We start from the raw sequence: 12450 nt of genomic DNA, 5'->3' as shown, positions 1-12450 counted from the left end.
AGGAAAAGAAGAAGACGGAAAGACGAGAAAAACTGCCCTAATTCTACCGAGCCCCCTTGTGGGACAGGACCGACGCCAGCCCGAGGAAATCCATGACAGGCGGCAGCACCGGCCCGCCCAGCCACCGCACCGGCCTGGCGAAGGCGCCGACCAGCGTCGCATGGTTCAGATCGTCGAAGAGCCTGACCTGGACCGGCACGCCCGCCTCGCGCAGCGCCGCGGCCATCCGCAGGGTGTTGCGGTCGGGGTAGACCAGGTCGTCCTTCGAGGCCGCCATGAGCAGGGCTCGCGGCGAAGCAGGCGTGACGTGCGCCAGCGGCTGCGAGTCGCGCGGCGTGCCGGGCCAGTTGAAGGCGACCTTCACCTGCGGATCGCCGATGGGCAGGAAGTCGTAGGGTCCCGCCAGGCCGATCCAGCCCGCAAGCTGCCTCGGGCTGGCGCCCAGCTCGCCGAGCCAGCGCGCATCGAGCGCCACCATCGCGGCGTTGTAGGCGCCCGAGCTGTGCCCCATCACGTACACCTGCCTCGGGTCGGCACCCAGCCGCGCCGCGTTGTCCAGCGCCCACTTGACGGCCAGCGCGCTGTCGCGCACGAAGGCCGGATAGGTGAAGGCCGGCGACAGCCCGTAGTCGGGCACCAGCACCACGGCGCCCTGGGCGGCCAGGGCCTCGCCCATGAACCTGTAGCTGGCGCGGTCGCCGGTCGTCCAGGTGCCGCCGTAGAAGAACACGACCAACGGCCGCGCGCCGCGCTCCGGCGGGGTGGACGGCAGCGGCCGGTACGCGTCGAGCAGCTGGTGCGGCGCCGGTCCGTAGGGGACGCCACCCTCGAACCGGTAGGTGTCGGTGGGCACCAGGCCGTTGAGCACCTTGACCGGCGAGCAGGCCGAAAGCACTGCGGCGGCGAGGGCGAAGGCGCCGCGGCGCCGGAGGAATGACGCGGGGGAGGGAAGAATCATCCGTTCTGTACGCAGACAGCCGGACGGCGGTTTCGCCGGTTGCGTCAGACAGGAAGCTGCGTGGTCGACAGCACCTGCTTGAGCACGACGAAGGTGCGGATCTGCCGCACCCCCGGAAGGTACAGCAGCTGCTCGGCGTGCAGGCGGTTGAAGCTGTCGTTGTCGCGGGTGCGCACGAGCATGAAGTAGTCGAACTCGCCCGAGACCACGTGGCATTCGAGGCAGCCCGAGACCTTCTGGGCGGCCTTCTCGAAGTCGGAGAAGGAATCGGGCGTGGAGCGGTCGAGCACCACGCCGATCATCACCAGCATGCTGGCATCGAGCGCGTCGGGGTCGAGCAGCGCGACGATGCCCTTGATGAGGCCCGCCGCCTTGAGCCGCTCCACGCGGCGCAGGCAGGCGGCCGGGCTCAGGTTGACCTTGGCGGCCAGCGCCACGTTCGACAGCGAGGCGTCGCGCTGCATGGTGCGCAGGATGGCGCGGTCGGTGCGATCGAGCTCCGGCGTGTCACGCAATTTTGTTGTGCTCATCGGATTTCTGCCGGAATGAAAGTTTTTCTTCTTTCGATGGTGCATCTTTTTCACTGACGAATCCAGAAAACTTCGCAAGCACGTTGCGCGGCATTGTTTCTACGATGAGGGCCTTCACCACCTCCCACCACCTCCTTCCTGGAACCGCTGCGATGAACCTCAAGAAGTTTCCCCGTCACCCGCTGACCTTCGGCCCCACGCCGATCCAGCCGCTGAAGCGGCTGAGCGCGCACCTGGGCGGCAAGGTCGATCTCTATGCCAAGCGCGAGGACTGCAACAGCGGCCTGGCCTTCGGCGGCAACAAGACGCGCAAGCTCGAGTACCTGATTCCCGAAGCGATCGAGGGCGGCTACGACACGCTGGTGTCCATCGGCGGCATCCAGTCGAACCAGACGCGGCAGGTCGCGGCGGTGGCGGCACACCTCGGCATGAAGTGCGTGCTGGTGCAGGAGAACTGGGTCAACTATTCCGACGCGGTGTATGACCGGGTCGGCAACATCGAGATGTCACGCATCATGGGCGCCGACGTGCGCCTGGACGCAGCGGGCTTCGACATCGGCATCCGCAAGAGCTGGGAGGACGCCATGGAGAGCGTTCGCAAGGCTGGCGGCAAGCCGTTTCCGATCCCGGCGGGCTGCTCCGAGCATCCGCGCGGCGGCCTGGGCTTCGTCGGCTTCGCCGAGGAAGTGCGCCAGCAGGAGGCCGAGCTGGGCTTCAAGTTCGACTACATCGTGGTCTGCTCGGTGACGGGCAGCACGCAGGCCGGTATGGTGGTGGGCTTCGCGGCCGACGGCCGCGCCGACCGCGTGATCGGCATCGACGCCTCGGCCAAGCCGCAGCAGACCTTCGACCAGATCCTGCGCATCGCGAAGAACACGGCCGAGCTGGTGGAGCTGGGCCGCGACATCACCGAGAAGGACATCGTGCTCGACCGCCGCTTCGGCGGCCCCGAGTACGGCCTGCCCAACGAGGGCACGCTCGAAGCCATCCGCCTGAGCGCGCGTTTCGAAGCCATGCTGACCGACCCCGTGTACGAGGGCAAGTCGATGCACGGGATGATCGAGAAGGTGCGCCTGGGCGAATTCCCGGCGGGCTCGAAGGTGCTGTATGCGCACCTGGGCGGCGTGCCGGCGCTGAACGCCTACAGCTTCCTCTTCCGCAACGGTTGAGTTTCCAGGAACACCGCGGAACCGGCTTCGCCGGGCCGCAGGTGTTGCCCCCTGCAAGGGGGTTGGCGCAGCGACACGAAGTGCGCGAAGCCTGGGGGTTTGCTTAACTTGCTCGGCAGATCTTGAGCATGTTGGTGCCGCCGGGGGCACCCATCGGCTCGCCGCAGGTGATGGCGTAGACGTCGCCGCTTTGCACGATGCCGCGCTTCTTCAGGTGGTTCTCGGCCTGCAGCAGCGCGGTGTCGCGGTCGCTTTCCGAGTCCATGAGCAGCGGGCGCACGTTGCGGTAGAGCGCCATCTTGCGCTGCGTGGCCAGGCGCGAGGTCAGCGCGTACATGGGAATGTGCGCGCGGTGGCGGCTCATCCACAGCGGCGTGGAGCCCGACTCGGTGAGCGCCACGATGGCCTTGGCGCCCAGGTGGTGGGCGGTGAAGAGCGCGCCCATGGCGATCGACTGGTCGATGCGGCTGTAGTTCTGGCCGCTGAAGTCGGCGTCGAGCTGCTTGTCTTCGGCGGCTTCGGCGGCCTCGCAGATGCGGCTCATCTCCTGCACGGTCTCGAGCGGATAGCGGCCCGAGGCAGTCTCGGCCGAGAGCATGACGGCATCGGTGCCGTCGAGCACGGCGTTGGCCACGTCGCTCACCTCGGCGCGCGTGGGCACTGGGTTGGTGATCATCGACTCCATCATCTGGGTCGCGGTGATGACCACCTTGTCCATCTCGCGCGCCATGCGGATCATCTTCTTCTGCAGCGCGGGCACCGCCGCGTTGCCCACCTCGACCGCGAGGTCGCCGCGCGCGACCATGATGCCGTCGCTGGCGCGCAGGATCTCTTCGAGCTTCGGAATGGCCTCGGCGCGCTCGATCTTGGCGATCATGCCGGGCTTGTGGCCGTATTCGGCGGCGGCCACGTTGCACAGCTGGCGGGCCATTTCCATGTCGGTGGCGTTCTTGGGGAAGCTCACCGCCACGTAGTCGGCCTGGAAGCTCATCGCGGTCTTGATGTCTTCCATGTCCTTGGCCGTCAGCGCGGGCGCGGTGAGGCCGCCGCCCTGCTTGTTGATGCCCTTGTTGTTCGAGAGCTCGCCGCCGAGCTTCACGGTGGTGTGCACCGCCTCGCCCTTGACGGCGTCGACGGTCAGCACGATGAGGCCGTCGTTCAGCAGCAGCCTGTCGCCGGGCTTCACGTCGCGCGGCAGGTCCTTGTAGTCGAGGCCCACGGCATCGGCGTCGCCGGGCTCGGTACGCGAGGCGTCGAGCACGAACTTGGCGCCCTGCTCGAGCCAGACCTTGCCCTGCGCGAACTTGCCCACGCGGATCTTGGGGCCCTGCAGGTCGGCCATGATGGCCACCTCGCGGCCGGCCTTGCGGGCGGCTTCGCGCACCATGGCGGCGCGGTCGATGTGGTCCTGCGCCGTACCGTGGCTGAAGTTCAGCCGCACCACGCTGACCTTGGCCTGGATCATCTTCTCCAGCAGATCGGGCGAACTGGACGCCGGACCGAGGGTGGCGACGATCTTGGTGGCGTGGCGGGGAATGCGGTCCGTGCTCATGAGGGTAGTCTCCGTTTTGTATTCGCTACTGTATACAGTTTGTGTGTCGGACGGAAGTCACCCATGGGTTTTTCCTCGATGAGCTCCGGCCACCGGCCCGAGCCGGTTCAGCCGGCAGCCCGCTTCGACAGGATCTCGAAGGCCGGCAGGGTCTTGCCTTCCAGCACTTCCAGGAAGGCACCGCCCCCGGTGGAGATGTAGCCGACCTGCTTCTCGATGCCGTACTTGGCGATGGCCGCCAGCGTGTCGCCGCCGCCGGCGATCGAGAACGCGCTGCTCTCGGCGATGGCCTGCGCGATGGCCTTGGTGCCGCCCGCGAAGGCGTCGAACTCGAACACGCCCACCGGGCCATTCCAGACGATGGTGCCGGCCTCGCGCAGCTGCGCGGCGAGCTGGGCAGCCGTCTTCGGGCCGATGTCGAGGATCAGGTCGTCCTCGGCCACGTCGCTCGCGTCCTTGACGGTGGCGGCCGCGTCGGCCGCGAAGGTCTTGGCCGTGACCACGTCCACCGGAATGGGCACGTCGGCGCCGCGCGCGCGCATGGCGTCGATCACCGCCTTGGCTTCTTCGACCAGGTCGGGCTCGGCCAGCGACTTGCCGATCTTCAGGCCCGCGGCCAGCATGAAGGTGTTGGCGATGCCGCCGCCCACGATGAGCTGGTCGACGTTGGCCGACAGGCTCTTCAGGATGGTCAGCTTGGTGCTCACCTTGGAGCCCGCCACGATGGCCACCAGCGGGCGCTTGGGCTGCGCCAGCGCCTTGGTGATGGCGTCGATCTCGGCCGCCAGCAGCGGGCCGGCCGCGGCCACCTTGGCGAACTGCGCGATGCCGTAGGTGGTGGCCTCGGCGCGGTGCGCGGTGCCGAAGGCGTCGTTCACGTAGATGTCGGTGAGCGCGGCCAGCTTGCGGGCCAGGCCTTCGTCGTTCTTCTTCTCGCCCTTGTTGACGCGGCAGTTCTCGAGCAGCACCACCTGGCCGGGCTTCACGTCGACGCCGTCGACCCAGTTGGAGACGAGCGGCACTTCGCGGCCGAGCAGCTCGCCCAGGCGCCTGGCGACGGGCGCCAGCGAGTCTTCCGGCTTGAACTCGCCCTCGGTCGGGCGGCCCAGGTGCGAGGTGACCATCACGGCCGCGCCGGCGTCCAGCGCCAGCTTGATGCAGGGCACCGAGGCGCGGATGCGGGTGTCTTCGGTGATGTTGCCGGCGTCGTCCTGCGGCACGTTGAGGTCGGCACGGATGAAGACGCGCTGGCCGGCGGCCTTGCCCTGCGCGCAGAGGTCGGTGAATCGAATGACGTTCATTGGGAAAACCTGGAGAAGATTGGAAGACGGGGATCGGCTGCATTGTAGTTTTGGCCCCATCGCCGGCTCTACGCGCCTCTTGCCGCGCGCTGATGCTTTTCCTCAGTCTTTCTGCTGCTGTTCGCGCGCGAAACTTTCCAGAACCGCCACGAAGCTCGCGGCCGCAGGCGACAGCGACCGCCGCGCCGCGCTGTAGACGCACACCTCGCGATGGAAGTCGGGCGACTCCAGCCGCACCATCTGCAGCCCGTGGGCGCGCACCAGCGGCGCCGAGTAGGTGGGGCACACGGTCAGCCCCAGCCCCGAGGCGACCATGCCCAGCGCGGTGGTCATGTACGACACCTCCTGCGTGCCGGGGCGCAGCATGTACTCGCGCTCGGCGGGGGCCAGCTCGGGCAGCACGCGCTGGCGGAAGTCGCGCGTGGGCGCGATGAAGGTGTAGGGCTCGAGCTCGTGCCAGCGCACCTTGCGACGGCCGGCGAAGGCGTGGCCGGGCAGGCAGATCAGCCAGTGCCGGTCGCGCAGCAGCGTGCGGCGCTCGATGGCGTCGTCGACCGCCACGTCCTGCCCCACGGCCAGTTCCACGTCGCCGGCCGTCACGCCCGCGAGCAGGTGCTCGGGCAGGGTGTCGGCCAGGCGCACGTCCACGTCGGGGTACTGCTCGCGGTAGAGGGCGATCACGCGCGGCATCAAGGTGCAGGCCATGAGCTGCGGCGCGGCAAGCCGTAGCAAGCCTTTCTTCTTGTCACGCAAATCGGTGACGCCGGCCACCGCACCGGCCAGGTCGCCCAGCAGCCGGTGCACCGAGGGCAGGAACTCGCGCCCCGCCTCCGACAGCTGAACGCGTCGCGTGTTGCGGTCGAGCAGCTGCACGCCCATCTCGCGCTCCAGCTCGCGCACCAGCACGCTGAGCGCCGACTGCGTGAGGTGCAGCTGCTGCGCCGCGGCGGTGAAGCTGCCGGTCTCGGCCACGGCGGCGAAGGCGCGCAGCTGGCGCAGGGTAAGGTTCATATATATGAATGCTTCATCAATCGATGAATTAATTTCGATTGCATCATAAGACGCGGCATCGCCCAATACCGGCTCACCGGAGACACACGAGCCATGCCTACCCCACCGCCGCCCGTGCGCGGTCTGCACCACTTCGCCTGGCGCTGCCGCGACAGCGAGGAAACCCGCCGTTTCTACGAAGACCTGCTGGGCCTGCCGCTGGCCCACGTCATCAAGAGCGACCACGTGCCGAGCACCGGCGAGTACTGCCCCTACGTGCACATCTTCTTCCAGATGCGCGACGGCTCGTACATCGCCTTCTTCGACCTCGGCGATGACGTCGCCGCGCTGCCCTCGCCCAACACGCCCTCGTGGGTGAACCACATCGCGCTGCGCGTGGATTCGGTGGCCGACCTGCTGGCCGCCAAGGCGCGGCTCGAAGGCGCGGGCGTCGAGGTGCTGGGCGTGACCGACCACCACATCATCGAATCGATCTACTTCTTCGACCCCAACGGCATCCGCGTGGAGCTGACCACGCCGACCGTGCCGCAGTCGGAGATGGACGAGCACGCACTGCGCGCGCGCGCCGAGCTCGACGCATGGACCGCGCGCAAGGCCGGCCTGCGCGCCGCCGCCGCGAAGGATGCGTCGAATGCCTGAGCTCCAACTCGCCGTCATCGACGTGAAGCCCGGCGCGGCCATGGAGAGCCAGTCGGGCCTGCAGCTGCTGCGCCCGCGCATCTATGGTGCCTACCGCGCGCCGCAGGGCCCGAAGAAGATCGCCGCCATCGTGATGCACCCCACGAGCAACTTCATGGGCCACTACCTGATCGGCCCGCTGGCCGAGCGCGGCATCTGCTGCATGGGCCTGAACTCGCGCTTCGTGGGCAACGACACGGTGCTGCTGATGGAGCGCGCGATTCAAGACCTGGGCGCGGGCGTGCAGTACCTGCGCGCCGCCGGCTACGAAAAGGTGTTTCTCGTCGGCAACTCCGGCGGCGCGGCACTTTCGGCCTTCTACCAGGCGCAGGCCGAGCAGCTCACCGCCACGCACCTGCCCGACGGCGACCCCACGCACCTGCACCCCGACGACCTGCCGCCCGTGAACGGCATCGCGCTGTGCGCCGCGCACCTGGGCCGCACGCGGCTGATGCGCGACTGGATCGACCCCTCGGTCACCGACGAGCACGACCCGCTCTCGGTCGACCCCGAACTCGACATGTACGACGCGCGCCACCGCGTGCCCTACGACCGCGACTTCCTCGCGCGCTTCGGCGCCGCGCAGAAGGCGCGGCTGGATCGCATCGAGCAGTGGTGCCTCGACCGACTCGCGCTGCTGCGCGGCACACCCGGCGCGCCGCGCGACCAGACCTTCATCGTCTACCGCACGCATGCCGATCCGCGCTGCGTCGACCTCTCGCTCGACCCCAACGACCGCCTGCCCGGCAGCGTGTGGGGCGACGCGCGGCAGGTGAACTACTCGGCCAACGCGATGGGGCGCACCACCTCGCTCACGGCCTTTCTCTCGCAGTGGTCGTCGCGCTCGCAGGCCGACGGTCCGACCAACCTCGCGCGCACCACGGTGCCGAAGCTGCTGCTGACCTACACCGGCGACCAGTCGACCTTCCCGAGCACGCGCGATGCGTGGATGGCGGCGGGCGGATCGCGCATCCGCAACGTCGACATCGTCGGCGGCAACCACTATCTGGCGGGGCAGCCGGAGCTGATCCCGAAGGCGGCGGACGCCATCGCCGAGTTCGCGCACGCGCTGTAGCCGCAGAGCCACCATGGAAAACTTCGCTTTCGCCCCGGCCTACGAGCTGCCGGTCTGGCCCTTCACGCCACCGCCCGAGCTGGGCAGCACGAAGCCCGCGCGGCACCCCATCGTGATCGTCGGCGCCGGCCCCTCGGGCCTCACGCTGGCCTGCGACCTCGCGCAGCGCGGGGTGCGCGCCATGCTGCTCGACGAGGACGACACCGTCGGCGTGCGCGGCGCGTCGTCGCGCGGCATCTGCTACGCGCAGAAGAGCCTGGAGATCTTCGAGCGCCTGGGCATCTACGAGCGCATCGCAGCCAGGGGCATCACCTGGTCGTTCGGGCGCACCTTCTCGGGCGAGCAGGAGGTCTACAACTTCAACCTGCAGGCCAACAGCGTCTCGCGGCAGCCGCCCTTCATCAACCTGCAGCAGTTCTACGTCGAGTGGTTCCTGGTCGATCGCATCCTCGAGCTGGGGCTGACCGACCTGCGCTGGAAGAACCGCGTCACGCGCGTGGAGCAGTTCGCCGACGGCGTGCGCCTGGAAGTCGAGACGCCCGCCGGCAGCTACACCATCGAGGCCGACCGGCTGATCGACGCCACCGGCGCCAACAGCGCGATCCGCACGCAGCTCGGCATCGACGCGCATTCCTCGCGCAGCACCGACCGCTGGTGCATCAGCGACGTGCGCTTCAGGAAGCCGCTGCCCACCGAGCGCTGGACCTGGGTGGACGCGCCCTTCAACGAAGGCCGCGGCGTGTGGCAGCACCTGATGGCCGACGGCGTGTGGCGCATCGACTACCAGATGCCCGAGGACTGCGACACCGGCTACATCAGCAAGCCCGAAGTGGCGGGCGCGCGGCTGCGCGAGCAGCTCGGTCCGGACGTGGAGTTCGAGTTCGTCTGGATCGGCCCCTATGGCTACCGAGACCACCTGCTCGACAGCTTCCGCCACGGCCGCGTGTTCTTCATCGGCGACGCGGCGCACGTGGTGAGCCCCTTCGGCGCGCGCGGCGGCAACAGCGGCATCCAGGACGCGGCCAACCTCGGCTGGAAGCTCGCGCTGGTCGCGCAGGGCAGGGCCGGCGATGCGCTGCTCGACAGCTACGACGCCGAGCGCCAGCCCGCCGCGAAGCAGAACCTGCAGGTGACCAGCCGCTCGGCGCGCTTTCTCGCGCCGCGCTCGCCGGCCGAGCACACGCTGCGCCGCGCGGTGGTGGCGCTGGCGGCGCGCCACCCGTTCGCGCGGGCGCTGGTGAACACCGGCCGCATGTCGGTCGCCAACGACTATCCGCCCGCACCGCTGCTGCCAGAGGGCGCGCGCTCGGTGCAGAACCTGCCACTGCGCTGGGCCGATGGCTGCGAGACCACGCTGATGCAGCTGCTGGCCGAAGGCACCGAATGCATCGGCCTGTGGTTCGCGCCGACACGCGAGCAGGCAGGAGCGGCGCTCGATGCCATCGCGTCGCTGCCGCTGCGCTTGCTGGCGGTAGGTGGCGACAGCGGCCTGCCCACGCTGCAGGCCGACGAAAGGCTCGCGAACCATCTCGGCGCAGGCGATGCAGGCAGCCTCGTCCTCGTGCGCCCCGACGCCTACCGGGCCGCCGTGCTGTCGGACGCCACGCCCGAAGCCATCGCCAGTGCCGTGCGCACCGCACTGGCCGCCAGCGAGCGCAACCCATGATCACCGAGCCCCGCATCCCCGACCCCGACGGCTTCTACGCCGCACTGCTCGCCGCCCACGAGGGCCGCAGCGAGGCGCAGAGCGCCGACCTCAACGCCCGCCTCGTGCTGCTGCTGGCCAACCAGTGCGCCGACCAGGACGTGCTGCTCGCCTGCATTCGCGCGGCGGCCGAAGAAGAACCCACGACGACGGAGCAAGACACCCCATGACCACGAGCGTTTCCTTCGCATCCGCCTCCGACACCCGCGAGCAGAAGCCCCGGCTGCAGGAGTTGGGCCCCGGCGCCTACGGCTACATCAGCGACTTCGATCCCAACTGCGGCTTCGTCGTCGGCGACGACCACGTGGTGCTGATCGACACCCGCCCCACGCCACGCATGGCGCGCGACTTCCTGGCCGCCATCCGCACGGTGACCGACAAGCCCATCCGCACCATCGTGCTCACGCACTATCACGCGGTGCGCGTGATGGGCGCGAGCGCGTTCGCCGAGGTGCGCGACATCGTCGCCAGCAGCGGCACGCTCTACTGGATCCGCACGCGCGGGCAGGCCGACTTCGACTCGGAGGTCGGCCGCTTCCCGCGCCTGTTCGCGGGCGTGGAAGAGATACCGGGCCTGACCATGCCCACCAAGGTCTTCGACCGCGAGATGACGCTGCCGCTGGGCGGCGGCCGCGAGCTGCGGCTGATGTCGCTGGGCCGCGGCCATTCGGGCGGCGACGCGGTCGCGTGGCTGCCCGACTGCGGCGTGCTCTTCTCGGGCGACGTGGTCGAGAACCGCTGCGGCGTGTATGCGGGCGACGCCTACATCGGCGACTGGGCCGGCACGCTCGATGCAGTGGCGGCACTCAAGCCGCGCGTGCTGGTGCCCGGCCGCGGCGCGGTGCTGCAGGACGAAGCCGCCTGCGCGGACGCCATCGGCCTGACCAAGGCCTTCCTCTCGACGCTGCTGGAGAGCGTGAAGGCCGGCATCGCAGCCGGCGAAACGCTCAAGGGCTGCTTCGCGCGCGCCGAGGCGGCGATGACGCCGCGCTTCGGCGACTGGCCCGTGTTCCAGCACGTGCTGCCATTCGATGTCTCGCGCGCCTACGACGAGCTGCGCGGCATCGAGCACCCGGTGGTGTGGACCGCCGAGCGCGACCGCGAGCTGTGGCAGGTCCTGCGCGGCGAGTGAGCTGAAGCTATTTCAAAACAAGCAACGGAGACAAGAGACGATGAAGCGATTCCTTCTTCCCCTGCTGGCCTCGGCCTTCGCGCTGATCGCCACCGGCCCCGCATCGGCGCAGCCGGCGGCCTACCCCACCCAGCCGATCAAGTGGATCGTGCCCTACGTGGCCGGCGGCGGCACCGACAACCTCGCGCGCACGCTGGCCGAGGCGATGCAGCCGTCGCTGGGGCAGCCGCTCATCATCGACAACCGGCCGGGCGCCTCCACCAACATCGGCGTGGGCGTGATGATGCAGGCCAAGCCCGACGGCTACACCATCATGCAGGCGGAGAACGCCGCGCTGCTCTTCAACGAGCACATGTTCGCCAGGCTGCCCTACAAGCCCGCGAGCGACTTCACCTACATCGGCACCATCGGCCGCTTTCCGGTGGCGCTGGTGGTGCACCCCGACTTTCCCGCGAAGAACGTGGCGGAGTTCGTGCGCTACGTGAAGGCCAACCCCGACAAGGTGAGCTACGCCTCGCCCGGCAACGGATCGCCGCACCACATGGCGATGGAGCTCTTCAAGCAGAAGGCCGGCCTGACGATCACGCACGTGCCGTACAAGGGCGCGGCGCCGGCCATGACCGACGTGATGGGCGGCCAGGTGCCGACGATGATGCTGGACCTTGCCTCGGGCCTGCCGATCATCAAGTCGGGCAAGGTGCGGGTGCTGGCCATTGCGCTGCCGCAGCGCGCGGGCGCCCTGCCCGAGGTGCCGACCTTCGTCGAGGCCGGCTTCCCCGACGTCAACGCCTACGCCTTCCACGGCCTGATCGGCCCGGCCGGCATGCCGCCGGAAGCGGTGGCGCGGCTCAACGCCGAACTGCACAAGGCGATGAAGGCGCCGAAGGTGGTCAAGCTGTTCGCGGACTTCGGCTTCGAGGCGCTGCCGGGAACGCCGCAGGACTTCTACAAGCTCTCGCGGGCCGAGAGCGAACGCTGGGGCAACATCATCAAGACGGCCGGCGTCAAACTCGATTGACCGCCTACCAGCCCAGCCCCAGGTGCAGCGGCAGGTACACCGCCATGCCCGCGAGCATCGTGCCCAGCACGCCGCGCCGCCAGTAGAAGTACGCGGCGCCGACCACCGCCGCGTACAGGCGCGCGTCGTGCAGCGTGGTGATGAGGTGGCCCTGCGTCATGACGATCTCGGGCGCGATCACGCCCGCGAGCGCGGCGGCCGGCGCGTAGTGCAGCGCGCGGTGCGCCCACTCGGGCAGGCCCCAGGGCCGGTCGAGGATGAAGAAGAAGCAGCGCGTGAGCACGGTGACCAGCGCCAGGCCGACGATCACGGCCATGGTCC

At 69.1% G+C, this 12450-nt stretch carries 14 protein-coding genes; 7 read left to right on the top strand and 7 right to left on the bottom strand.

The window, feature by feature from the left end; translation table 11 throughout:
• Nucleotides 1–43: 43 nt before the first annotated feature.
• The 3 genes from EJP67_RS07840 to EJP67_RS33570 are packed head-to-tail and all read right to left on the bottom strand — an operon-like array spanning nt 44 to nt 1606.
• A complete protein-coding gene (locus tag EJP67_RS07840; RefSeq protein ID WP_126021139.1) occupies nt 44–958 on the bottom strand; it encodes an alpha/beta hydrolase in 915 nt (304 codons plus the stop codon).
• Nucleotides 959–1002: 44 nt separating this feature from the next.
• Nucleotides 1003–1488, bottom strand: a complete 486-nt coding sequence (locus EJP67_RS07835) for an Lrp/AsnC family transcriptional regulator (RefSeq protein WP_126021137.1) — start codon at nt 1486–1488, stop codon at nt 1003–1005.
• Nucleotides 1466–1606: a hypothetical protein gene (locus EJP67_RS33570; RefSeq protein ID WP_165909577.1), complete on the bottom strand. Its 141-nt coding sequence runs from the start codon at nt 1604–1606 to the stop codon at nt 1466–1468. Before EJP67_RS33570 ends, EJP67_RS07835 begins: the two co-directional genes overlap by 23 nt.
• A 34-nt stretch (nt 1607–1640) precedes the next feature.
• On the opposite strand from EJP67_RS33570, the gene EJP67_RS07830 reads away from it, so the two are divergent.
• Nucleotides 1641–2657: a 1-aminocyclopropane-1-carboxylate deaminase gene (locus tag EJP67_RS07830; protein WP_126021135.1), complete on the top strand. Its 1017-nt coding sequence runs from the start codon at nt 1641–1643 to the stop codon at nt 2655–2657.
• 103 nt (nt 2658–2760) lie between these two features.
• Here the strand turns inward: EJP67_RS07830 and pyk are convergent, their stop codons facing one another.
• The 3 genes from pyk to EJP67_RS07815 form a co-directional block, all read right to left on the bottom strand.
• On the bottom strand, nt 2761–4209 hold the full coding sequence (gene pyk, locus EJP67_RS07825) for a pyruvate kinase (protein WP_126021133.1): 1449 nt from the start codon (nt 4207–4209) through the stop codon (nt 2761–2763).
• Between the two features lie 107 nt (nt 4210–4316).
• Nucleotides 4317–5510, bottom strand: coding sequence for a phosphoglycerate kinase (locus EJP67_RS07820; RefSeq protein WP_126021131.1), 1194 nt, complete (start codon nt 5508–5510; stop codon nt 4317–4319).
• A gap of 102 nt (nt 5511–5612) precedes the next feature.
• Nucleotides 5613–6521, bottom strand: a complete 909-nt coding sequence (locus tag EJP67_RS07815) for a LysR family transcriptional regulator (RefSeq protein WP_126021129.1) — start codon at nt 6519–6521, stop codon at nt 5613–5615.
• 93 nt (nt 6522–6614) lie between these two features.
• Between EJP67_RS07815 and EJP67_RS07810 the strand changes: the two genes are divergently transcribed.
• From EJP67_RS07810 to EJP67_RS07785, 6 genes are read left to right on the top strand one after another with little or no spacing between them, the layout of a single operon-like run.
• The gene (locus EJP67_RS07810) at nt 6615–7160 is read left to right on the top strand and encodes a VOC family protein (RefSeq protein WP_126021128.1); all 546 of its coding nucleotides are present in this window, start codon (nt 6615–6617) and stop codon (nt 7158–7160) included.
• Nucleotides 7153–8274 (top strand): alpha/beta hydrolase family protein, encoded by a 1122-nt coding sequence (locus tag EJP67_RS07805; protein WP_126021127.1) that lies wholly within the window; start codon nt 7153–7155, stop codon nt 8272–8274. Before EJP67_RS07810 ends, EJP67_RS07805 begins: the two co-directional genes overlap by 8 nt.
• A gap of 13 nt (nt 8275–8287) precedes the next feature.
• Nucleotides 8288–9940 carry an FAD-dependent monooxygenase gene (locus EJP67_RS07800; RefSeq protein WP_126021126.1) on the top strand — a complete coding sequence of 551 codons (1653 nt, stop codon included), beginning with the start codon at nt 8288–8290 and terminating at the stop codon, nt 9938–9940.
• Nucleotides 9937–10149 (top strand): DUF2783 domain-containing protein, encoded by a 213-nt coding sequence (locus tag EJP67_RS07795; RefSeq protein ID WP_126021125.1) that lies wholly within the window; start codon nt 9937–9939, stop codon nt 10147–10149. The genes EJP67_RS07800 and EJP67_RS07795 overlap by 4 nt, the downstream gene beginning before the upstream one ends.
• Entirely contained in the window at nt 10146–11111 is a 966-nt protein-coding gene (locus tag EJP67_RS07790; RefSeq protein WP_126021124.1) for an MBL fold metallo-hydrolase, read from the top strand. Before EJP67_RS07795 ends, EJP67_RS07790 begins: the two co-directional genes overlap by 4 nt.
• A gap of 40 nt (nt 11112–11151) precedes the next feature.
• A complete protein-coding gene (locus EJP67_RS07785; protein ID WP_126021123.1) occupies nt 11152–12129 on the top strand; it encodes a Bug family tripartite tricarboxylate transporter substrate binding protein in 978 nt (325 codons plus the stop codon).
• A 4-nt stretch (nt 12130–12133) separates the two neighbouring features.
• Here the strand turns inward: EJP67_RS07785 and EJP67_RS07780 are convergent, their stop codons facing one another.
• Entirely contained in the window at nt 12134–12445 is a 312-nt protein-coding gene (locus EJP67_RS07780; protein ID WP_126021278.1) for an AzlD domain-containing protein, read from the bottom strand.
• Nucleotides 12446–12450 lie beyond the last annotated feature (5 nt).

It is taken from the genome of Variovorax guangxiensis (assembly GCF_003952165.1).
Classification (GTDB): domain Bacteria; phylum Pseudomonadota; class Gammaproteobacteria; order Burkholderiales; family Burkholderiaceae_C; genus Variovorax; species Variovorax guangxiensis.
This window is presented reverse-complemented; position numbering and strand designations above follow the sequence as displayed.